General features: G+C 63.0%; 20 protein-coding genes and 1 pseudogene. 16 read left to right on the top strand and 5 right to left on the bottom strand.

Annotated elements, in window-relative coordinates; genetic code table 11:
• Nucleotides 1–269: 269 nt before the first annotated feature.
• Nucleotides 270–4,766: an RHS repeat-associated core domain-containing protein gene (locus AC07RV_RS17455; protein WP_492713719.1), complete on the top strand. Its 4,497-nt coding sequence runs from the start codon at nt 270–272 to the stop codon at nt 4,764–4,766.
• 14 nt (nt 4,767–4,780) lie between these two features.
• On the top strand, nt 4,781–5,170 hold the full coding sequence (locus AC07RV_RS17450; RefSeq protein ID WP_492713717.1) for a hypothetical protein: 390 nt from the start codon (nt 4,781–4,783) through the stop codon (nt 5,168–5,170).
• A 105-nt stretch (nt 5,171–5,275) separates the two neighbouring features.
• On the opposite strand, the gene AC07RV_RS17445 is transcribed toward AC07RV_RS17450, so the two are convergent.
• Complete coding sequence (locus tag AC07RV_RS17445) at nt 5,276–7,297, bottom strand: hypothetical protein (protein WP_492713715.1); 2,022 nt, start codon at nt 7,295–7,297, stop codon at nt 5,276–5,278.
• Nucleotides 7,298–7,732: 435 nt separating this feature from the next.
• On the opposite strand from AC07RV_RS17445, the gene AC07RV_RS17440 reads away from it, so the two are divergent.
• The 5 genes from AC07RV_RS17440 to AC07RV_RS17420 all read left to right on the top strand — a co-directional run bounded on the left by AC07RV_RS17440 (nt 7,733) and on the right by AC07RV_RS17420 (nt 11,672).
• The gene (locus tag AC07RV_RS17440) at nt 7,733–8,257 is read left to right on the top strand and encodes a hypothetical protein (RefSeq protein WP_492713713.1); all 525 of its coding nucleotides are present in this window, start codon (nt 7,733–7,735) and stop codon (nt 8,255–8,257) included.
• 138 nt (nt 8,258–8,395) lie between these two features.
• Entirely contained in the window at nt 8,396–9,397 is a 1,002-nt protein-coding gene (locus tag AC07RV_RS17435; protein WP_492713711.1) for a hypothetical protein, read from the top strand.
• Nucleotides 9,349–10,101 (top strand): AAA family ATPase, encoded by a 753-nt coding sequence (locus tag AC07RV_RS17430; RefSeq protein WP_492713709.1) that lies wholly within the window; start codon nt 9,349–9,351, stop codon nt 10,099–10,101. The genes AC07RV_RS17435 and AC07RV_RS17430 overlap by 49 nt, the downstream gene beginning before the upstream one ends.
• Nucleotides 10,098–10,967, top strand: a complete 870-nt coding sequence (locus tag AC07RV_RS17425) for an HNH endonuclease (protein ID WP_492713707.1) — start codon at nt 10,098–10,100, stop codon at nt 10,965–10,967. Before AC07RV_RS17430 ends, AC07RV_RS17425 begins: the two co-directional genes overlap by 4 nt.
• A 309-nt stretch (nt 10,968–11,276) precedes the next feature.
• Complete coding sequence (locus AC07RV_RS17420) at nt 11,277–11,672, top strand: ATPase (protein WP_492713705.1); 396 nt, start codon at nt 11,277–11,279, stop codon at nt 11,670–11,672.
• Between the two features lie 508 nt (nt 11,673–12,180).
• On the opposite strand, the gene AC07RV_RS17415 is transcribed toward AC07RV_RS17420, so the two are convergent.
• Together AC07RV_RS17415 and AC07RV_RS17410 are read right to left on the bottom strand one after the other, a co-directional pair.
• Nucleotides 12,181–12,510, bottom strand: coding sequence for a type II toxin-antitoxin system RelE/ParE family toxin (locus AC07RV_RS17415; protein WP_492713703.1), 330 nt, complete (start codon nt 12,508–12,510; stop codon nt 12,181–12,183).
• 2 nt (nt 12,511–12,512) lie between these two features.
• A complete protein-coding gene (locus AC07RV_RS17410) occupies nt 12,513–12,833 on the bottom strand; it encodes a type II toxin-antitoxin system ParD family antitoxin (RefSeq protein ID WP_064262423.1) in 321 nt (106 codons plus the stop codon).
• Between the two features lie 380 nt (nt 12,834–13,213).
• Between AC07RV_RS17410 and radC the strand changes: the two genes are divergently transcribed.
• The 5 genes from radC (at nt 13,214) to AC07RV_RS17385 (ending at nt 16,064) form a co-directional block, all read left to right on the top strand.
• Nucleotides 13,214–13,858 (top strand): RadC family protein, encoded by a 645-nt coding sequence (radC, locus tag AC07RV_RS17405; RefSeq protein WP_492713701.1) that lies wholly within the window; start codon nt 13,214–13,216, stop codon nt 13,856–13,858.
• A 949-nt stretch (nt 13,859–14,807) separates the two neighbouring features.
• A complete protein-coding gene (locus AC07RV_RS17400; protein ID WP_431513096.1) occupies nt 14,808–15,053 on the top strand; it encodes a hypothetical protein in 246 nt (81 codons plus the stop codon).
• A 95-nt stretch (nt 15,054–15,148) separates the two neighbouring features.
• Nucleotides 15,149–15,418, top strand: coding sequence for a type II toxin-antitoxin system Phd/YefM family antitoxin (locus AC07RV_RS17395; protein WP_057607292.1), 270 nt, complete (start codon nt 15,149–15,151; stop codon nt 15,416–15,418).
• A gap of 2 nt (nt 15,419–15,420) precedes the next feature.
• Nucleotides 15,421–15,837, top strand: a complete 417-nt coding sequence (locus AC07RV_RS17390; RefSeq protein ID WP_082322257.1) for a type II toxin-antitoxin system VapC family toxin — start codon at nt 15,421–15,423, stop codon at nt 15,835–15,837.
• A complete protein-coding gene (locus AC07RV_RS17385) occupies nt 15,834–16,064 on the top strand; it encodes a hypothetical protein (RefSeq protein ID WP_431513095.1) in 231 nt (76 codons plus the stop codon). The genes AC07RV_RS17390 and AC07RV_RS17385 overlap by 4 nt, the downstream gene beginning before the upstream one ends.
• A 284-nt stretch (nt 16,065–16,348) precedes the next feature.
• Here the strand turns inward: AC07RV_RS17385 and AC07RV_RS17380 are convergent, their stop codons facing one another.
• On the bottom strand, nt 16,349–16,669 hold the full coding sequence (locus tag AC07RV_RS17380; protein WP_492713698.1) for a hypothetical protein: 321 nt from the start codon (nt 16,667–16,669) through the stop codon (nt 16,349–16,351).
• A gap of 168 nt (nt 16,670–16,837) precedes the next feature.
• On the opposite strand from AC07RV_RS17380, the gene AC07RV_RS17375 reads away from it, so the two are divergent.
• Nucleotides 16,838–17,221, top strand: coding sequence for a hypothetical protein (locus tag AC07RV_RS17375; RefSeq protein WP_296729018.1), 384 nt, complete (start codon nt 16,838–16,840; stop codon nt 17,219–17,221).
• Nucleotides 17,221–17,625 carry an ATPase gene (locus tag AC07RV_RS17370; RefSeq protein ID WP_431513093.1) on the top strand — a complete coding sequence of 135 codons (405 nt, stop codon included), beginning with the start codon at nt 17,221–17,223 and terminating at the stop codon, nt 17,623–17,625. Before AC07RV_RS17375 ends, AC07RV_RS17370 begins: the two co-directional genes overlap by 1 nt.
• Here AC07RV_RS17370 and AC07RV_RS17365 read toward each other — a convergent pair.
• A pseudogene (locus AC07RV_RS17365) lies at nt 17,607–17,855 on the bottom strand (IS5/IS1182 family transposase); the annotation flags it as partial. The gene AC07RV_RS17370 and the pseudogene AC07RV_RS17365 sit on opposite strands and share 19 nt — an antisense overlap.
• 280 nt (nt 17,856–18,135) lie before the next feature.
• On the opposite strand from AC07RV_RS17365, the gene AC07RV_RS17360 reads away from it, so the two are divergent.
• Nucleotides 18,136–18,402 (top strand): type II toxin-antitoxin system Phd/YefM family antitoxin, encoded by a 267-nt coding sequence (locus AC07RV_RS17360; protein ID WP_203206465.1) that lies wholly within the window; start codon nt 18,136–18,138, stop codon nt 18,400–18,402.
• 1,295 nt (nt 18,403–19,697) lie between these two features.
• Complete coding sequence (locus AC07RV_RS17355) at nt 19,698–22,010, top strand: ParB/RepB/Spo0J family partition protein (protein ID WP_492713695.1); 2,313 nt, start codon at nt 19,698–19,700, stop codon at nt 22,008–22,010.
• The last annotated feature ends 540 nt before the right edge of the window (nt 22,011–22,550 follow it).

The raw sequence follows: 22,550 nt of genomic DNA, 5'->3' as shown, positions 1-22,550 counted from the left end.
CGTCAACGGAGCGCAACATGGACTCGCAAGAATCCCCGGGCCGCCTATGATGGTTTCTCCCAGTGGAGGACGCTCTGTGCGTCGGACTCGCCAGAGAGCTGGGTGTGGCTGCGGTAGACCTGTCGCGCTCGACGGAGAGCGATGAGAGCCCGAGAGTTCCTGGCATCGGGTGATCTGCAAGATATTGAATGGGATAGGCCCATCGATTGGGCCGAGGAGGGGATGTGTCGATGTACCGGAAGTACTCTCTGCTGCTGCGGAGATGCGCTTTGCTTCTTCTGCTGACGCTGGGCGCCTCTCATGCCTGGGCGACGTTCAAGGCATACCCTGTGGCCTGGACTGTCGACCTTTCGGGGTCCGCGACGGGAAACACGGTCGTCTGGTCGTCGTCGCCAATCGGCGCGTGTGAGTACTGGCTGCCGATTCGAGTCGCTTCGCTGCCGATGGAATTGCGGGCGCCCTCCTATGTGACGACCGTGCAGAGAGCCAGCAACGGGGTCTGGGAATGCCACATGATTCCGATGCAACCGGGGTACTCCTCGCTCATGAACATCGAGTGGGAGAAATATGCATGCCCCGCCAACGCTACGCTTATCCCTGGAACGAATTTTTGCGGATGCAATTCGGGGTATCTGGAGTCGAATGGCCAATGCCTGGCCGCCGAGGCGCAGTCGTGTCCCATTGATTTGGGCAGTGATTCGGCCGCGGCAGGGGAGTCCGTGGGGAATCCGATCCTCCCCGCGACGGCCGAAAAATTCCGCTTTGAGATGGACTATGAGGATGGTGGACCTTCTGCGCTGAGCTTTGGCCGTGTATACCGCAGCAATTGGGGGCTCGACACGACCAGAGCCTCGACGCCGATGGGCCAGGCATGGATGCACAACCATGCGATGGTGCTGGAGGCGCACGTGCCGAACACCTCCGGCCTCGTGAGAATCTCGAGCGTGGATGGTCAGCGCTACTTCAGCCAGGTTGTCGGCTCCGGCAACTGGGTACCGGTCAACGGAGTCGACAGCCTTGTCCAGAATGGCGATGGAACATGGACCTATGAGAGGAAGCCCGAGGGCACGACGTTCTCCTTCACGGCGGCGGGACTGCTCCAAACGCAAGTGAGGCGAAATGGCTGGGTGAACAGCTACGCGTACGACGTCGCGGGAAAGCTGATCTCGGTCGTCAATGGGTTTGGACGAACCCTTGCGCTTGCGTACAACGTCGATGGTCAGGTGGCCACTGTCACCACACCGGACGCGCGCGTGATTTCCTATGCCTACGACAGTGCCGGTCGGCTGTCTTCGGTGGTGTATCCCGATGGCAAGTCCCGCAGTTTTGTCTACGAGAACGCATCGTTTCCCCAGGCGCTGACGGGCATCGTCGACGAGAGCGGTGAGCGTTGGGGTACCTTTGCGTACGACAGTGCAGGGCGCGCCATCCGCACGGAGCTGGCCGGTGGCGTCGAAAAGTACCAGGTCAGTTATCCGGCAAAGAATTCCGCCCAGGTGTACGACCCTTTGGGAACGTTTCGCGGTTATTCTTACACGATCAACTTGGGGAAGCTGTCGGTCGCCTCCAGCTCGCTGGTTCCAGGCGATGGCAAGCGAGGCGCCGCCAGTCGTTCGCAGGATGCCAATGGCCTGGTCATCAAGGAAACGGACTTTCGGGGAGCAACTACCACCACGGCCTGGGATACGGCCCGGCGGCTTCCGCTCACTGTGACCCGTGCGTCCGGAAAACCCGAGGCCCAGACCACGACCACCCAGTGGCACCCGACCTTCAGCCTCCCCGTGGTGATCACCGAGTCCGGCCGCACCACCGCCTTCACCCACGACGCGGTCGGCAATGTCCTGACCCGCACCGTCACCGACACCGCCACCAACAAGGCCCAGACCTGGCAGTGGACCTACAACGCTTCTCAGTTGGTCGAGACGGTCGCGGAGCCCAACGGCGCTGTCACGAGCTACACCTATGACCCCCGAGGCAACGTCCTCACCAGCACCAACGCCCTGGGCCACGTCACCAGCTACGCCTACGACCTCGCCAACCGCGTCACCAGTCAGACCGAACCCAACGGCCTCGTCACTACCTACACCTACGACGCGCGCGACCGCCTGCTGACCCAGACCGTCGGCGGCCAGCAGACCACCACGCTGACCTACAAGCCCTACGGCAGCGTCGAGACCATCACGCTGCCCACGGGCCTGGTGCTGACCTACACCTACGATCCGGCCCACCGTCTCACCGGCTGGAGCAACAATCGCGGCGAGAGCGGCAGCTTCACGCTCGACGGCATGGGTAATCGCACCGCCGAACAGATCAAGGACAGCACGGGTGCTGTGGTTTGGAACATTCAGCGCACGATTAACAACATCAACCGTGTTTCTGCTCGGATCCTAGGTCAGAACCAGAGAACTGATTTCACCTACGACGCGAACGGCGACCTTGATCGCAGCATCGACAGCCAATACCAAACTTCCAGCGCAGGCTGGGACGGTCTGCGTCGCTTGACCTCCATCAAGAACGTTGCCAACACCACGGCGACCCTCAAGTACAACGCGCTCGATGCCGTCACGGAGGCCAAGGACTTCAAGGGCGTGGTCACCGGCTACACCCGCGATGCCCAGGGCAATGCTACCGCCGAGAGCAGTGCCGACACGGGCGGAGCGACCACCCAGTACGACAACCTGGGCCTGCCCAGCCAGATCGTCGATGCGCTGGGCCAGGCCACCACCATCAACAGGGACGCTCTGGGCCGGCCCACGAGCCTCGTCTTCGCCGACGGCAAGACCACCACCCTGCGCTACGACCTCTTGGCCACCAGCAAGGGCTACCTGTCGGAGATCGTGGACCGCAGCGGCACCACCGAGTACACGCGCGATGCCTTCGGGCGCGTGGTGCTCAAGAAGCAGACATTGGCCAATGGCAGCGTGCAGCAGATCGGCTATGCCTACAACCTCAACGGCACGCTGGGAAGCATCGCGTACCCCACGGGCGCCACGCTGAGCCATGTCTACGACGCGACGGGCCGCCTCACCGGCCTGAACTGGAACAGCACGCCGCTGGTGAGCAACCTCACCTGGAGCCCGCTGGGCCAGCCCACGGGATGGACCTGGGCCTTCACGAGCACCGACCCGAAGCTCAAGGCCACGCGCAGCTATGACACGGCCGGGCGAATGACCGCCACCGAGTTCAGCAGCTACAGCTACGATGTTCTGGGTCGCATCACAGGCCTGACGCAGAACCTGTACCGTCCAGCGGACAGTGATCCCACGCACAGCACGATTGCGAATGCCAACACCACCTGGAGCGTGGGTTACAGCAGTGTGGGACGGATCACGAGCTTCAACATCGCCGGCAGCAGTACCAACACATCGATCTACGGTTACGACGCGAATGGCAACCGCTCGAGCAGCACGCGGGTGGTCAATGGACTGAGCACCAGCCGCACCTACACCGTCCCAACCAACGGAAATCGCCTCACGGGCTTCAGCCAGACCACGGGCGGCGCGACCACCAGCGTGGTCTATGGCTACAACGCCAACGGCGACCTCACGGGCGATGGCCTGCGCAGCTACGGCTACGACGCCGAGGGGAGGCTGAGCACGGCGACCACGGGAGCGACGGACAGCAGCCCGACGACGCGCTATGCGCACAACGCGCTGGGGCAGCGGGTGTTCAAGACGGAGCCGCTGTATCCGCCAAGCCAGGGGGACGAAAGTGATCCGGGGTTCTGGGGCAGCCTGGTAGCGTTCTTCACGAAGATGTGGAGCCCGGCGACAAGCCAAGCCGAACAGTTGGGCTATGCCTATGTCTACGATGAGCAAGGCACGCTGATGGCGGAGGTCGGCAGCGGAGGGGCGAACAGCGCCGGGCAGGCGAGCTACATCTATCTGCCCAGCGCCAATGGGCCGGTACCTATCGCCGCCGTCATCAACGGCAACACCTACGCGGTGCACAGCGATCACCTGAACACGCCACGGCGACTGAGTAACGATGCGAGCCAGCCGGTCTGGCAGTGGCGCTACAGTGCGTTCGGGGAGGAGGAGCCGACGACGGCAGCTAGGCGGTTCACGGGGCCGGAGACGGTGCCGAGCACGGGCGCGACTTCGGCGACGGCGGTCACCTTCAACTTGCGCTATCCGGGGCAGTACGCGGATGCGGAGTCAGGGACGTTTTATAACAGCTATCGAACTTACATCCCGACCATTGGCCGCTACACCCAGAGCGATCCGATCGGGTTGTCAGGAGGTTGGAATCGGTTCGGGTATGTTGATGGAAATCCGCTCAGATTCGTCGATCCAAAAGGGCTGCAAGCTGAAAAATGGGATCGGCCACGTAGCCCATATTTGATACCAAACCCAACCGGGGATGCGCAACGTGAACTCGCTCGCCGAATGACGGGTGGGCTCAATCGATTAATCGATGCCTGCAAAGACATCAGAGATCGAATGTTCTCGGACGGCGGAGATGGTACAAACGAAGGCCCTGTCCCTGGCGCAACTGGCGGAGATCGAATAGGAGGTGGCCCCAGAATCTGGGATCGACCATCGGAAGATCCTATTGGAGATTCGAATGGTGATTTCGATAGGATGTTTCCCAATGGTGACAGCGTGAGCGAGAAAGGAAATGGGATTCGCGTGGGTACAACGCCAGACGGTAAAAAAGTGATCATTCGTCCAGGAAGCTCAGAAGGATCTGGGAACGTTCCGACGATCGAAATTCAAAATCCCAGAGGTAAGGCTTTGGATAAGATTCGGTATCCAAGGAGTTAAACAAGGAGAGAGCAATGCTGCGCGTTGATGCGGAGGCTATTGGTAGTATTTACAAGTTTCGGTCGACAGTTAATATTTCCGACGTTCGCTTTGAATGGGGCAGGCTTGCCGTGACCTTGGTGTCTGGCGAGGATAGGAAAACTGTAATAGTTAGATTTCCTCATGTGGTGGGTTTTAGGCTGCTCGATGAGGGTGATCTGCTGGATTTTTGGCCTGCTTGCAGTGCGGAAAACGGTTGGCTTTTTTTGATAAAAAGCAATGGGTGGTTTGATCTTGAAGCGACCCGCCAGGGCTTCATTCGGGAAAAAGGGCAAGGTGTTCTCGAGTATTTTGTCGCAAGTCAAAATAGTTGCTTGAGCGTTCTGTCAGGTGAATTGCCCGAAGTCGAGGTCTTCAATATTTAAAGGAGTAATGAGAACTGCGCGATCCTCTTGGAGCGTTGAGGTTGGACTTTGATTGAGTTCAACTCGAGCCCACCATGCTTGTGACCGAGCGAAGGTGATGGTGCATCAATGATCGGCGGTGAATAGACCGTCGAATTCCGGCGACCAGTATCGCGATTTTCCATTCTTGAAATAGTATGCTGATCCTCCGGAGTCGAGCGAACCATGGGGCGCGGCGTGGAGCTCGCCCGTACTGAGAAATCCGGCGCCAATGACGTGGTCGCGATCACTGGAAGACAAGAAGCGGCTGACATGCATCCTCAGGGCAGTGGGAGGTGCCTCCGGGTCGCGATCTTGCTGGGCAATCGACAGCATCTGGGTCACGTTCAGGCCGGCGAATGCAGCAACCACCAATCCTGCGCGGTTGCGGCTCAACTGTTGGCGGGCCGCCCTCGACAAGGTATCAAAGGTTGCCTTCAGTAGCTCGTCATCCAATGCGCTTTGCACCACCAGGGCAAGGGTTCCACCCGACCGATCGCCGATGACAACAGCCTCTCGCTGGGATGTTCCGGTGACGGCCTCGGTAAATGCTCGCAGTCGGCTTTGATCGCGCAGAAGTGCATCATCGATTCCGGACGAATCGAACTCGCCAATCCGGATGGCGGTGCCATCAGAGAGAACCGCGTCTTGGAAGCGAGACACGGATGATGTCAAGTCTTTGGCGAGCTGCACGCGCTGCTTGTAAAGAGTTGGGAGCCGACCCGGCACCGTAAGCACTGCAAAGAGACCCTTCCCATGTCGCCGTATCACGGGAACAAGAGTGGGGGTCAGCAAATGCACGAAATCGATCATCTCGCGTCGATGGATCTTGCGTCCCTTGTCGTTGGACACGGACTTGCATTCCACCTCAAGCCCACCATGGCCTGCATCATCGATGAGCAGATCAAAGGTACCGCCACCCGTGATCTCCGGCCAACTGACGGTTTGGCCACGCCTGAGAAAATGTGTGGCAATCGCGAGTTCCAAGCGAAGCCCCCGCATGTCGTCTGGATTCTTGAAGGCGCCATGGACCCGCCTCTCGAAGCGTCGGCGATGCTCCCTGGATAAGCCTTCGACGAAGGAGAGTATCTGAGCGGCGAAGCTTGCAGCCGGATAGATGCCGTGATCGCTGCAAGCGACGGAGGGGACTCTCCCTCCAGATTTCTTCGCCAATCCGCTGAGGTGATCGAGCTGAAACGCGATGTCGTTCTCGGCGACAAGGAAGTCGCGCAAGAAGGAATTCCCTCTCATTTCATCCTTGCAGAGTCTCACGCGACTCTGCCAATGCGTATCACCGATGAAATTCGAGAACTCCGCGAAAATTTTTGGAATATCTGCCGCGTGGACTTCAGTTGTCAGCATTGTGGAGGAAACGTTCGATTGGGTCTCGAGCGAGATTTTGCATAGAAGCTTCTCAGGATTCGCCATCTCCTGCGGGGCGCCTCCAGCCGACGGTATCCCAATGAGATCGAGGCCGTGGTCGCGATGCTGCCTGCGGTGCTCGAATGCGCCTGCATCGGCGTGCGCGACGAGCGCTCGGGCGAGGCGCCGCACCTGTTCGTGGTGGCGCGCGACGCGGCCCTCACGGCCGCCGAGGTCGAGGCGTACTGCCGCGCGAACCTCACGCGCTACAATGGAGCCGCGGCACATCAGTTTCCTGGACGCGCTGCCGAAGTCGCCTGTCGGCAAGATGTTGCGCAAGGAACTGTGCGTGAGCCCGGCCACGGCGCCCGTCGTGTGACGTGTCCATGGCATCGGGCCGTTCGCTCGACCGTCCGGCGCGCGATCCCGATGTCGGCGGGCAGTGCGTTGTGCGCGGCCGGTTGACGGCAGGCATGAAAAGGAAAAGGCCATGCTCGGCGTCTCCCGGGCATAGCCTCTCGTTGCGGATCTGCGCCCGCCGACAGTGCCAATGGACACCGGTTCGTGAATCGCGGATGCCGCCGCGTCGAAGCTTTCGAAGCGACCCAGCCAGGTATGCACGTTGCCTGGTCTGGTCACCGTACGCGCGCGACGCCACGCCTCGAAGTCGCCGTCTTCCTGTCGCTGGACGGTGCCCACCACTTGGCCGACATCATCGAAGATCAAGGGCTGCCTGCCTGCCTGCATGGTTGTCGTTGGTCGTCACGCGCTCCAAGGGACGCAACACCTTCGGCCAGCCGTTCCGGCTGCGCCTCGAGGGGCTCACGCCCGCGGGCTACGCCAGGGTGGCGTCGTCGCAGGCCTTGTAGCGGGTGCGCGCCGGGCGTTGTCCGGCGACGTGCGGCTCGGATCGCGTGAGCGCAGGGCATTGCTCCTGCTCATGAACAGGGTGAGGATCAAAAGGCCGAGATTCCCCGTGGCAAGACCTATGACAACAAAGTTACCCCGAGCGCTGTACCTGACCAGGCCAGACGAGCCAGCGGGCGTGTTGCCCTTGTCGAAGTCGCCGAAGCAGACCGAGAAGGATCTTGCGGCCGCAGTGGCCCGGCTGGGCAGACATCGGGTCCCAAACTACGGGCAGGCGTATCTGCTGTCTGCGCATACGCTGCTCGAGACGGCTCGATGAAGGGCCATTTCGATCACCATGGATTGGCTGTGTTCTATCTGCAACGTCACGCGGCCGAACTTCTAATGAAAGCGCCGTTGCGGCTCGCCATCGCGGTCCAGGACTACCGCGAGCAGCTGAACCTCCCACGTCCCGCATTTCCTCTCCCGGCGCAGCGAGATCGGGCCGGGAAATCGCATGCCCTGCGCGCGCTCTTGAAGGATCTCAAGAAGATGGCGGCGGCCCTGGGGGTCGCCGACGTGCCAGAGCAACTGAGCGCTGCCGTGCAATCCATCATGAAGTTCGAAGACGATCCGACCTGGTCAAGGTACTCCTACCGCCTGGCAACGCGGCGTGGCGTCGAAACGTTTGTGCGGCATATGTCCAAGGAGGTCGTTCTTCCCTTGGGAGAGATTCAGAACATGCTGCAATGCGCGAACGTCGCCCTGGGCACGATCTGGCCGTTTCATACCGCAACGATGATGGGTGGCCTCGGCGAGCTGTATCACGACTTGGTGTGTATCGCGGGAGAGATCGATTGACGGACGGGTTCTCGCAGCGCGCTCGGGTTTCAAAGAAGCGAGTGCGGCCTCGGTCGGGGTCGGGCAAGCCGGCATCCGGGCTCAACTGGCAGTCAGGGCTCGCTAGTATTCGGGGTCGTCGATCGACGGAGGTGAGCATTGCCTGATCCTATCCAGAACAAAACACAAAGTCCCAAGGCGCCGAGCGCGCGGCTTTTTCTCTCGCAGGACCAGGCGTCGCGTTCGACGTGCGATGCCTGCGTCGTCGCCTTGAAAGACAGCTGGAACGACTTCGGCTACTCCCTGACGGCCGAGATCGGGCTGCGCAAGCCCGAGGGAGATTTCGAATGGTTCCCGGCGAAATTCGCCGTGAAAGGCGCCACCAAGCTCGCCACCTTCGCACAGGAGATTCTCTCCATGCGCAGTCACGGCATCCTCCTAAAGGACCTCAGGGTGCCTTACGCGAGCTTGCTGGACGAGACGAAGCACTACAGCCTCGCACGGCGCGCGCTCGGCGCGGACCGTGCCCGGGAGCTGCTGCAAAGCCTGAACGACATCGCGCTGCTGTCGGACGCCGGGTCGCCGGTGCCGCAATGGCCCGATTTCTTCGAGTCGGAGGTCTATCAACTGGCGATGGTGCGGGCGAGCGAGTCCTACTTCGCGGTACGCCACGGCGCCTGGGTACTGGATGGCCGGCCAACCTCCGAGACGGATGCGCGCGTTCCTTTCGTGGCCACGCTCAAGGGGCCGGGCCCGAACCTCGCGCTGGACTTCGAGTTCACCGACGACAACGTTCTGCGCGGTCGCATCGCGGTGCTGATCGGCCAGAACGGTTGCGGCAAGACGTCGGCTCTGGCGGGGATCGCGCGAGGTCTGGTAGATCGCAAGTACAAGGCGGTCGCGATGGCCAATCGCCCGGAAGTCAATCAGGTGCTCGCCTTCGCGCACACCGCTTCGCTGCCGCTTTTTCTGCCCAAGTCGCCGGCGTTCGGGTCGGCCCGTGTTCGCGTCTTTTCGCTCGACCACTCACTGCCCATCAGCGTGGCCGTGAAGATTCCGATACGCGACTGCTGGTCGACGTCGCCCGTTCGCACGACGACAAAGGACTGCCCTTGCTGCGCTACCTGCGCACCATGCTGGAGCAAGAGTTCTCCGCGCTGAAGATGCACGTGCCCGTCAAGGCGCACGCCAAGGCGACTTACCAGTCCAAAGACGGCGCAGGCTATCGGGCACTCGAGGACTGGATGCGAGGCGGGGAGAAGCGCAAGCTCGAGGCGGCCGCGGAGCTGGATCACACGCGCGAACTTGTGTACCTCGATCACGACGACCGCGAGCGTATGCCCAGCCTCGGACAGCTGAGCTTCCTGCGCTTCGTGCTCACGGCCTTGGCGCATGCCGGGCCCGCCTCGGTGCTGGTCATCGACGAGCCCGAGAGCTTTCTGCACCCCAACCTCATCTCCCGCTTCATGCGCGTCTTGCACCGCGTGCTGACGAACACCCGATCGATCGCAGTCATGGCCACCCATTCGCCCTTCGTGGTGAGGGAGGTGCACCATGCGCAGGTGCATGTGCTCAGGCCCACGCCCGAAGGTGGCGTGGTGGTCAGCAAGCCGAGGCTGCGCACGCTCGGTGCCAATGTGGCCTCCGTCTCGAGCGAGGTCTTCGGCGATGACACCGCGGAACACCTCTACGAGGACCTGGTTTCGAAGATGCGCGTCCAGGGGCTGACGTTCGCGCAGGTTCTGGATCTCCATGCCGAGGACCTGAGCACAGAAGCGCTGATGCTGTTGCGAAGCCGCATGGAAGGACGTGCGGAAGGGCGTTCGGCAAGCGGTAGGGAAGGCGACGAGGAAGACGGGCTGTGAGGTCGCTGGCACGTCCCGCCGTCGCCGATGACGAACTGCTCGAGCGCCTGAGTCGTTCGCGCAGCCAGAAGGCGGTGGCGGTCTCGCCGCGGCGCGCCGACATCGGCGCGCGCTACCAGACCTATCGCGATCACCAGGGCAATCCCTGGAGCGTCGTCAAGGACGATTCCTTCGCGGCGCTGCGTTCTTCGTTTCACGATCTGTACAAGAAGCCGCCGGCCTGCCTGGACTTCATCGCTTCGCTGCGCCAGTCCGTCGCAGGTGCTTGTCCGGTCTGCGGGCGCGACGCGCTCGGCACGCTCGACCACTATCTGCCGAAGGCAGACTATGCCGAGTACTCCTTCTTTTCGCTGAACCTGGTGCCCGCGTGCGACCGTTGCAACAACACCAGAAACAATCTGGCGCGCGGTGACCAGGTGGGACAGCGGCCGGTCCATCCCTACTTCGACGCATTCGTCGATCGACGTGTCATGACGATGCGTGCAGAACCCGACTGGCGAGCCCCGAGGCTGACGCCTGTGCCCTTCGAGGTCCAAGGCGAGGAGCGCACGGTGGTGCAATGGCACATCGACCATGTGATCCGTCGAGCGGGGTTCGATGACTATGTGGGAGACCTGTGGTGCATCGTCCGGGACAATCCGGATGTCTTCCTGGGACGCACCGCGACCGTCGAGGCGGTGCGCGAGAAACTGGCCGAGCTGGCGACGATCGAAGAGGTCAGTGGTCGATCGCGCAACGCCTGGCGGTCCTGCTTTTATCACGGCCTGTCGAAGGACGACGCGGCCCTCGAGTTTCTCGCCACGCTGGTCCGACCGGTCGAGCCCGCAGGCGGCGCCGCGGTCGCGCGCGTTGCCGTTGGAAAATGATGAAGATCATCATGTCGATGGCATAGAGCGCGGCGCGATCCGCAAAGTGGCGGCGCACACGGCACGGCCGCCCTGACGTGGGGGCTGGGCAAAGCGCGAGGGGAGGATATGGGCGTGGGTGCGGATGAGGAAAGGCAGGAAGAAGCGGTTTTGCGGTTCCCTCTCATCCTGGCACGGCGTTCTCGCCGTCAAGGGCTGCGCGCCGCTGTGCGGCGCTGGCGGCCTGCGGCCGTCATAGACCCCTGACCGCTGCGCTTCGCCGTGCGGGCCACGGTTTCGGGCAATCCCGCCCGACAACCGGAGATCATCATGAATGAGAAATCGCACGTGTCGATGGAGCAGCATGTCTGCCTGGTGTGCGGTGTCAGTTTCGAAACCGGCAACCTGCTGTTCGATCGACGTCTGCGCGCGAGCATGGAGCGCCACACGCTGACTGGCTGGAGCCTGTGCGCCCAGCATCGCAAGATGTTCGATGAAGGGTTCGTTGCCTTGGTCGAATGCGATCCGCAACGCAGCGGGGCTGCGTCGGCCCAGGGCAATCTTCGTCCGGAGCAGGCGTATCGCACCGGTCAGATCGCGCACCTGAAGCGCGAAGTGTTCGATCGGCTGTTCGACGTCCGGCTGGCGGCTGACAAGCCTTGCGTGTTCGTGGAGCCTGGGTTGATCGAGCAGCTGCAGGCCATGGTCGGGCCCCAGGCCGACTGAAGCGCCGTCGGCGCTCGGAAGCGCATTGACGCGCATGGATGCGTCGGGCGCTTCCTCAGGGTCGCAACGCGACCCTCGTGCGCGCGGCGTGAGCGTTGCTCACGTACCGCGCACCCGGGGCGTGGCCGGAACGAGCGCTTGCACGCTGCGCCACGCCATGGTGTGGCAGCTTGATTGACGCATGTCCCGGTGCTTTGCAGCGCATGACGACGGTGGGGCGTAGGCGACCGCGACCGTGAGCGCAATGCTTTGAACCCCTTCGTTGGGGTTGGGGGGCTGGGGAGGGCTTGCCTGTGAGCCCTGAGGCTACCCCATCGTTCTCGCGTTCAAGGCCCTGCGCGCGCATCCTGAGGCATGCGGCGGTTGGTCGGAGAAAACTGTCTTGTCGCCTTGATCAACACGGCAAGTCCATCTCGGCCCAGACTGTTCCGCTTTTCGAAGGAGATTCGGACGTCGAACGCCCACCGATCCAAGAAGCTGACAAGGTTCGCTGGGCGACCTCATCGAATCACAGGTGGTCAATCAGCGCGGCGACATAGTTGGTGCGTGTGTGCGGCACGTCCACCACATCCACCAAGTTCGGGTGCCGGAAATAGATGATCAGGTAGGGGTACTTGGGCAGTCCCCATGAACGTAGGCCAGGCATCCCGAGTTCGGCCTCGAGCCGTGGCGAGCCGGCATCAGGGTTGCGTCTGATGAGTTCGTAGGCCTTCTGCAACTCATCCACGAAACCCCTGGCCGCGTTCGGAGCCCGCATGGTGACGGCGTAGTATCGAATCACGGCGGCAATCTGCGCGCTGGCGCGAGGACGGACAAGAAACCTTTTGGCGCCTTTCAAGCTCAATCCGCCTTCTTCTTCCTGCCAGTTTTGGAGGCAGCCTCCCCGGTCCTGCGCCTCGCGGAGGCCGCTGGCTGACTTGTCTGTGTCGATTCGGCCTGTGCGATCTCGTCGCGCAGTGCGTCGAAGTGGGCTGGTGTCCATTCCACGGAGGGCCCGGATTCAAGGCTGGAAAGAATGACAGCCCGAAATTGCTCGCGTGCCAAGTCGCGGCGGATCAGGTCTCGCATGTATTCGCTCGCATTGCCGTAACGGCGCTCCGCGACCTGTGCATCGACGAAAGCCTTCATCTCTTCCGGAAGTGAAATGTTCATCGTCGTCATGCAAGATACTCTATAACAATATGGCAAACTTTGCCATAACGTGGACACTCCAACGACGAGCGCCTTGCGTGACCTGCGCAAGCCTTGGGTTGACGGCGTGTCCACTGGACTCAGGATGGCCCGGGGGCGATGTCGTCGATGGCGTCCCGCAATGGCCTCTCCCTGCAGAAGAGGACACCTTGGTGACCGTCGTGGAGGGTGTGGAGGGCTTGCCTGTGAGCCCTGAGGCTACCCCATCGTTCTCGCGTTCAAGGCCCTGCGCGCGCTTCGCGTGCTCGGCGCGTGCCGCACGCCTGCGGCGGCCTTGAGCGCTGCGCTGCGACGGGGTGGCGGGGTCTCGCAGGCAATCCCGCCTGTGTCATCCACAGGAGTTCTTCCTCATGAACACACCCGCTTCCTTTGCATCCGCTGGTGCGAAATCATCCGAATCCTTTGCGTCGTCTTCGATGGTCGCGCGCATCGAGTGCGAGGTACTCGAAGCGTTGCATGCGCTGCTCGGCGCTGACGCAGAGCAGCTCTACGAGGCGCATGGGCGATCGCTGCATCGGCTGGTTGGTGCCGCGCGGGATGCATCACTGCCGGGGTGCGAACCGTTGCTGTGCGGTCTTCGACTGGCGCGTGCGCTGCTTGTCGAGGAGATGCTGCCGGGCGAGACCTTTGGTTCGCCGAAGGCGGTGGCAGACTATCTGAAACTGCACTTCGCAGGGCAAGGGCACGAAAGCTTCGCGGTGCTGTTTCTGAACGCGCAGCATGGGCTGATCGCGTTCGAGGACCTGTTTCGCGGCACGCTCACGCAGACCAGCGTCTATCCGCGCGAGGTGCTGCGTCGTGCGCTGCGGTACAACGCCGCGGCCGTCATCCTGGCGCACAACCATCCATCGGGCATGGTCGAGCCGTCACGAGCGGACCTGGCGTTGACGGCGGCGCTGAAGGACGCGCTGGCGTTCATCGATGTGCGGGTGCTGGATCACGTCGTCGTCGCTGGAAGTTGCACGGTGTCCATGGCCGAGCGTGGCCTCGTCTGAACGAGGCCGGGGCGCTGCGCGCCCCATTCTTTGAGACTGCGCCGCTGCAGCGGTTGCGCGCTTCGAGCCCGGCGGACGGATGAAAGGCAAGCCTCGATGCTTTCGGTGGGCGGACGCCGTAGCGTCGCGCACGGCCTTGCCGTTCGGCGCTCGGTGAGCGCAGCGCGTCGCCATACACAACAGCATCCAGCTCCAGCGCTTGGCCGGCGCCTCGAGACATGTCACTGGATTGCGCAGCACGCGTGCTGCGAGTCGGAAGTCTTCTCTCGTGAGGGCAAGGCGTCATCGAACGACGAACGAGAAAGGGATGTCGTGCTACGCAGCGTGAGCGCGATGGAGGATGGCAAGCCCCTTTATGCCTTTCAGGGACTGCGCCAGCGCGCAGGCAAGTCACGACTTGACCCCGCCGGTCGGCCCGGTGATCAGCACGCTGTGTCTGGAGTCGATCCAGTCGCCCAGCGTCAGGCTCATCACGGCCTGGCGGTCGACGCCGCGGCCGGCGCGAGCGCCCCCGTCATCAATGGCTGCTCGCCAAGATTGATACCACGGCCAAGATGCACACCAGAGCCCAGGTTCGTGACGTGGCTCAGGGGCACGCGAATTCAGAAACGCATTCCTGCACTTTAGGCGAACGCATTTCCACGAATAGACGCCGTTTTCTCCAGTTACGCGGAAAAACCGCTTGATGGCTATCGCCGTTAGCAAGCAAACGGCTGTGTCTTGACATTTGTGGCTTCGGTAGCTACATTTACTGTTTGGCGACCGCGGTCCCGTAGCATCGCTCGATTTGGTCAAGGGCAGTCATGAGTCTGCGCGAGGAATACGACATCGAGATGCCGGTCTGGCGCAGGTCGCTGCGGCTTGCCGGCGGGAGTTGGGGCACATCTTCAACGACGGGGCTACCAGGAGCGCTGGGCGCAGCGTCGCGCCACCGCGCGATCACTGGATCATGGAGCTCGACGGCTGGACTAATCTAAAAACCGGCGAGAACTGGCGAGCAGGGAAGGCGTCTAACTTTTCAGCCTGGACCCTTCGGGAGAAGCTCGCTGAAGTGCGAGCCCGGGCCGGCGATGTCTACAACTTTTACGTCAAGCTGCAGGCACTCGATCGGCGCGTGGGCGTGCCTTTTGGCTGGTATTTCTGCATGCTCGATGGCGACCGCGTTCATGCTGAATCGGGTGAGCACGCGCTGTAGGCGGCCGAAGACGTTCGGACCCTGCTGCAGGAATGCGACTATCAGGTGTTGAAGACCTGGAAACAGTGGCCCTATAGGTTTCAGGAGAGATGGAAATGAATGCCCCCCACGTGATCACGAGCCGCGAGTTCGGCCACAACGTCAGCAGCGCGAAGCACCTGGCCAAGGAAGGTCCGCTCTTTATCACCGACCACGGCGAACCTGCCTTCGTGCTCCTCAACATCGGCGACTATCGAGCGCTCTCCCGAGGCGACGGCGATAGTACGGTGTCGCTGCTCGAGCTGATGGACAGCATGCCCGATACGTCGGAAGTCGAAGACTTCGAGATCACTCCGACGGCCATCCAGCTGCGCCCGGAGGTCTAAGGGTGTACCTGCTCGACTCCAATGTGCTGGCCGAACTGCGTCCAGGAAAGCTCGGCCAATCAGAAGAGGTCCGGCGCTGGGCTGGAACAGTTCCACAGAATCAGTTTTTCCTTTCGGCCATCACAATTCTCGAACAGGAGGAAGGCATCGTGCGCCTGGAGCGCCGTTCACCGCCCCAGGGACAAGCGCTGCGTCGGTGGGCCACGGCCGTCCATAAGGCATTCGCTGGGCGGATCCTAGCTTTCGGCGAGCGTGAGGCGCTGTTGTGCGCGCCCATGCATGTCCCCGATCCAAGAGCTCGACGCGATTCGATGATCGCCGCCACTGCGCTTTCGCACGGTTTCACTGTGGTCACCCGCAACACCAGCGATTTCGTCAGCATCCGAGGGCTGAAAGTGTTGGACCCCTGGAACGCATGAAGCTCAATCAAGGATTTCGCCATACCTTGCAAGTCGCTGCGCGTAAAGCATTTCGCATTCATTTGAGTGATCGCACGGGAGGTGGACCCGCTCAAGAGCTGGGAATCTACTTGGGCCAGGAAAGCCAGAGCATCGACGCGCGCAAGGTCCCAACGGCCATTGCATGGATCTTCAGTGAATTTGCAGTTCTGTCCCGCGGCAAGCGCGCTCCGGCCACGCGCGCGTAGCAGCGCGATCTGTTTGGGTGTTGTTTTAAGAGAGCGCAGATCTCTCGAGAGTGCCGGCCAGCCGTTGCCGCCCGGAAACGACGGTCTGAAGCCTGACCATCTTGGTGGTTCATGCTGAGCGCAACGCCTTGGGTCGAGCGGCAGCGTTGCTGTCGCTGAGGCGATGGAGGGTGCGCGCATGCGTCGGTGTGCAGCCCTGGGCGGAGATCGCGCTTCGCGCGGCGCATTGTTTGCGCGAAGCTTTGCTCGCCTGAAGCGAGTCCCACGAGTGATTCGCTTAGTCCTCAACAGGTCAGAGCAGGATTCAACAGCTCGATGCCAGCACCCTTGCACTTGATCCAGGGACCACCAGGGTGCCCCTTGCCATCCCAGGCGGCCAGTGCTTGGCGCGCCTCGTGTGCATGTTCGTAGCAGTAGCGACGGTGATAGCCGACCGGGTCTACGCCGACGACCACGGCGGTGGTGAAGTTGAATCGGCGAATGCCGCATAACTGGCCTTCGCGCTCGCATATGTCCGTGTAGCCGTCCGCTGCCAGCGCAGGCACCCACGGGTGGTTGGCGAGCTGCGAGGTGATGGGCGAGGACGGCTTGGTGCGCATGGTCATCGGGGGATTGTGGCTCCCTGGTGCGAGGTTGGGCTGGCGCGACTGCGGAAGTTCGGATGGCGCGATGGTGGTGGTGCTCGATCGCTCCTGATCCACCGGTGAGGTATGGTCGGCGGTGTTTTCCGAAGTCCATCAAATGGGTAAAACTCTGGTTTCGAAGGATCTTCCATGGCTGCCATTTCCGCGACCGTCGGCTCCTCCGACATCGAGCGCTTGGCGCGCGATCTGCCGTCGTTTTCTGCGACGAAGCTGGCTTCGGGCATGCAGGCGGTCGCCAGCACGGTGATGGCGCGCGGCGCGGTGGTGATCACGCGCCACGAGAAGCCCGCCATGGTGCTGATGTCGGTGGAGCGCTACCTGCAGATGGCGCAGGCGTCGGAGCCGGACCTCGAGGCCCTCACGCACCGCTTCGACGACATGTTTGCGCGCATGCAGGGCGAGGCGGCTGCACGCGCGATGGACGATGCATTTGCCATGGATTCTTCGGCGCTGGGTGAGGCTGCGATCGCCGCCGCTGCGGCTGCCCCGGCCGCGCCTGCTTCGCGCGGCTGATGCCGGCAAGGATCTTTGTGCTGGCCGGCGTCAACGGCGCCGGCAAGAGCAGCGTGGGCGGCGCCGCGTTGCTCCAGAAGAAGGTCGACTACTTCAACCCCGACCTGGCAGCCCGCGTGGTGCTGGATGCCAATCCGGGCCTGACGGCCGAGGAGGCCAACGCCCGGGCCTGGGAGTTCGGACGCAAGGGTTTGGAGCGAGCCCTGGCGCAGGGACTCAACTTTGCCTTCGAGACAACCCTGGGCGCGAGGACGATCCCTCAGATGCTCGCCGACGGTGCGCGCCAGGGCGCCCAGGTTCATCTCTGGTACGCCGGACTCTCCTCGCCCGAACTTCATGTTGCGCGCGTGCGGTGGCGGGTCGCCGCCGGTGGCCATGACATCCCCTCATCGCTGAGGTTGTAGGCATGCTTGAGGTATATCAGGCTGGCCCCTCAGACGCAGGGGAAGTCGCGGGCGCCCGGCGGCGGCAGCACCTGCGCTGGCGACCCGCACGCTGGGGCCAGACAGTTCGCCCTGCGCAACGGTCCGGCCTTCGCATACCTGGCGGGCAAACTCCGGTACCAGCGCGGTCTCCATCTGCGCCCAGGGCAACTGGCTGGCCAGCATCACCAGCGGTGGCGTGCATCAATCATCTCGGCCGGCGGCTGCCGGAAGAAATCGGCCAGGAATCACATCGTGGTGCGTTAGTTGTCAGGGGATCTCACACCAAACTGCAGCACCCAGTGCTCATGTGGGGTGGCAGGGTTTTGCATGTCCGACTGGCTACCTGCCCTGCCGCGGGCGGCGCGCTTTGACTTCGTTCAAAAAAGCGCGCTGTCTGCGGGAGCTTCCTATCACCAAGCGACTACCCCTTGGAGGGAACTTGACGTTCTACGTAATTCACGAAAATGGTGCTTCTACGGAGATTTCCTCATGATTACTGTTTCCGCAAGCGAGTTCGCGAAGAATTTCGGCCACTACCGCGAGATGGTTCAAGCTGAATCTGTGGCAGTCACTAGCCATAACCGCGTGACTGGGTACTTTATTTCGAGAAAGGAGTTCGACGAGTTCGAACGCCTGAAGGCCCGCGCGACAAAGTCATATGAGGTCCAAGACCTGCCAGCTGAGGCGATTCAAGCGCTATCAAGCAGCGCTATGGATTCGAGTCACGATGCCTTGAACGCACTGCTGCGCGACTAAGTGCATGACTTTTCCGAAACCCGAGGTAGGTCTCGTCGTCTCGTTTGCCTACTTGTGGAATCACGAAGAAAAAAAGGGCAGACGGAGGGAGTTAAGAATCGACCTTGCGTCATCATCACAGCCGTCGAAGAAGTCGAAAATCGAGTCGTCGTCACTGTTTCTCCGATCACGCATTCACCCCCAGAAAGTGCAAACCTCGGCGTCGAAATGCCACCCCCCCCTTGAGTAATACGATAAGGCCTTGCGGTTTGAGATCCATTTTGTATGGCATCCGCTATTCGCGAATAGCGAATAGCGCTGATAGGCTTGCCTTTGGCAAGTGATAGACGCCTGAACGTCAAAACGTCAGCGAAGCCTTGCGCGACCGTCCAGAGCCCCGAACCACGACGGCTTCAAGGGTACAGCCGCTGCATGCTCCGACAGTCCTCGGTCGCGGCCTCGTTGGAAGAGCTCATGTAGTTCGCTCCGCGGGTAGACCGGGCTCAGACACCTTGCGTTCGACGGTGTCCCGGCCGATAAAAGGTACCGCGCAGGCTGTCGATCTTTAAATAGCTCGAGCTCAGCAACTGCAACTGCCAACAGCAGGCGGGTTCTTGCTTCTCCCTTTTGAGGTGCCGACATATGGGTTGGCTAGCTTGCGCCTGCGCTGGGCGTGTGTGCTGCGTTGTCGTGTGTGCTGTGTTGTGCCGGCGTTCGGTGGACAAAGCGATCGCGGTTGCTGGCGCCGGATGCGATCGGTATTGCAGCGAGAACGCCGGCGCCGTGGGTGAAGTCATGCAGGGCGCCCCAGCGGCTTCGCTGCTGTCGGGCTGCTCCAGGTTCGCGCCTTCGCGCTCATCCCCTGCGGGGACGGCTTGCAGCCGCCTTGCGCATCCCTGGCGCGGGGCCTGCGGCCCCTGACATCCGCGATCAGACCTGTCTGCGGCAGGTGGGGGCGCTCGCCGAGCGGCGGTTCCGGTGCGCCTCGGCCCGGCGTCTGGGGGCTGCCGTCTTCCTGAGTGCTTCACCTTCTCGGCGACCGTGCACCCGCGCGGCCGGGCGACCGGCTGCGCCTGCAAGGGGGTGTTCATAACGCTGCGCGTTACGAATGCTTCCCCCTTGCTCTCCCGTCCGAGCGTGCGCGCTGTGTCACCGGGCGAAGAACTCAGGAAGACGGCGGCCAGGCTCGGCAGCTCGGCCGATGCGATCCGGAACCCTTTCACGAGGGGCTCTGAATCTAGGAATCCGGCAGGGCTTTGTCCATGCACCCATCCATTCACTGATTCACGCACTGAAGCGATCGAAAGGAAACGCACATGACTGCCAGAGCGACTGCAAGAACCCCCGCGGATACCACTGCGGGCACCGCCACCGTCCGGGCCAAGGTGGCGCCCGCCGCTGCCAGCGATGGTGCCGCCACGAAGACGCCGCGGGTCGAAAGGCCCAAGCGTGCAGGCGACGCGATCAAGGCGCGGCCTTCGAAGGCTGCCACGCCGCAAAATCCCACCGACACGAAGCCGGTGACGAACGAGTCCGATGCCATTGCGGTACCGTCGCCGTGCGACATTGAGGTGCCGCTGGATCAGCTGGTGCTCGACGACGCCAATGTCCGCAAGGTCCGCAGCGCGGGCGGCGTCGAGGAACTCGCCGCGCTCATCGACGCGCAGGGCTTGCTGCATCGCCTTGCGGTGGTCGCCCTGGCCGATGGTCGGTTCGGCGTCATCGCCGGGGGGCGGCGTCTGCTGGCATTGCACAAGCTCGCCAGCGACGGGCGATGGTCGGCTGCCCGGCCCGTGGAGTGCAGGCTGTACGACAGCGCGCAGGCGGTGGAGATTTCGCTGGCGGAGAACTCGGGGCGCGAAGCGATGCACCCAGCCGACGAGGCCGAGGCCTTTCTGGCGCGGGTCGAAGCGGGGCAGAGCGTGGCCCAGATCGCTGTGCGCTTCGGCGTGGCACCGCTGACCGTCGAGCGCCGTCTCAAGCTCGCCCGGCTTGCGCCACGCTTCCTCGCGATGTACCGGGAAGGGAACATCGCGTCGGACATGCTGCACGCGCTGGCACTGACCGACAACCACAAGGCCCAGGAGGCCGTGTGGGACGGCCTGCCCACCTATCGACGGGACGCCTGGACCATCCGACGCCTCCTGACCGAAGGCGCAGCTACCGCGGAAAGCCATCTCGCGCGCTTCGTGGGCGTCGAGACCTATGAGGCACGCGGGGGCAAGGTCCGGCGCGACCTGTTCGCCAATGACGATACCGGCCGCTCGGGCATCTATCTGGAGGCACCGGGGCTGCTGCGCCAGCTCGCCACGGAGAAGCTGCAAGCGGCGGCCGAAGAGGTGCGCGCCGAGGGCTGGGCATGGGTCGAAGGCTTGATCGATGCAGATCGGCTGGCTTTGCGCGCCTATGGGCAGCAGGCGCCGTCCGAGCGTGCGCCCAGCGACGCGGAGGCTGGCATGTTGGCCGCGCTGGAGACCGAGCGCGAGCGGCTCAACGCGGCCTACGATCAAAACGAGGCGAAGGCACTGCAGTTCGAGGACGATGGCGATGGCAACGACGCGTATGAGGCCGAGGAAGTTCGGTTGTCGGGCCTGTTGAGTGACCTCGACGACCGGATCGATGCGGCGCGCGCGGCGCTGCGGGTCTGGACGCCCGAGCAGTTGGGACGGTGTGGTGCGATGCTGCGCATCGACAGCGACGGGACGCTCGCCGTGCATCGTGGGCTGCTGCGTCGCGACCCCGCCCATGATGCAGCCTGCGGCGCTGGCACCGAAGACGGCGAAGGGTTGGTCAGCAGGGCAGGGCGGGGCAGCGAGAGCACTGAGGCGGCCGAGGCCGGCAAACGGCGCTCCGTTTTCAGCGAGAAGCTGATGCGCGACCTCACGGCCCATCGCACCGCCGCCTTGCAGGCCGCGCTCACTCAGGACGTCGACGTGGCGCTCGCGACGCTGGTGCACCGCATGGTCGAGACGGTGTTCGACCTCTATGACCGAGGCAACGACATCGTGAAAGTGACGGTGCGCCCCACAGGCGATCTCGCGCTCGCCGAGCATGCGAGCGACTACATCCATACGCCCGCCGCCGCGCTGCTGGAGCGCGCCGCGAGCGATTGGGGCGAGCGCCTGCCTCGTGATCCGGCCGTGACCTTCCGCTGGCTGCTCGCGCAGGAGCGTCAGACCTTGCTGGAACTGCTGGCGTACTGCACGGCCCGCAGCATCGACGCGATCCAGGGCCGTGAGCGCCGGCGCAACCAGAGCGATGCGATCGCCGAGGCGCTCGGCCTGGACATGGCCGACTGGTGGACGCCCAGTGCTGCGAACTACCTGCACAGCGTGAGCAAGGCCAAGGCGGTAGAGGCGGTCCGGGAAGCCAGTGGCATCGACTGCACCAAGGAAGTCGCCGCCATGAAGAAGTCCGAGGCCGCGGACTATTGCGCCGCCAAGCTCGAAGGCACGCGTTGGCTGCCTGTTCCTTTGCGGCCGCTGGTTGCCGGGCCATCGCAGGCCTGCGCGGACGCCCAAGCCGAGCAGGAGAAGAAGGATGGGGCAGAAGAAGCCCTGAACCGGGCTGGGCCGGATGGCGATCCGGTCTCGGACGCTGGTCGTGACCAACCGGACCAGGAAGCCTAGTCGGCTGGACTGATACCGAGCATCCAGCCCGCGCAGAGCGCGCCTGAGCCTGTCGCCCGTCAATGTGCGGGCGGCGGGCTTTTTTTGCCTGAGCTCGTGCTTTGATGCATGACGGACCGCGCGGATGCATGACCTCGCGAACAACGAGCGATGGCATGTCGCTGCGGCAATCCGCTTCCACTGGCGTCGTGTGCAGGGGGCGGTGGCTGGTTTTCTTAGGGGGTGGCCAGCGCGCTGTGCGCGGGTCGCTGGTCAGCGCGGGCTTGGGCCCGCGGGTCGTGTTGTGTGGAGCGCACGACTCGCTGCGCCTCGTGCTGGCAGGGCGCGAGGTGGCGTGGGGGAGGGCGTGTCGTGGTGGCTGGGTCTTTTTTTGGGGCGGCTGGCCAGCGCGCTGTGCGCGGGTCGCTGGTCAGCGCGGGCTTTGGGCCCGCGGGTCGCGTTGTGTGGAGCGCACGACTCGCTTCGCCTCGTGCTGGCAGGGCGCGAGGTGGCGTGGGGGAGGGCGTGTCGTGGTGGCTGGGTCTTTTTTTGGGGCGGCTG

It is taken from the genome of Variovorax sp. GW821-FHT09B01, from assembly GCF_059418345.1.
The sequence above is the reverse complement of the archived record's forward strand: the minus strand, read 5'-3'. Positions and strand labels throughout refer to the sequence as shown.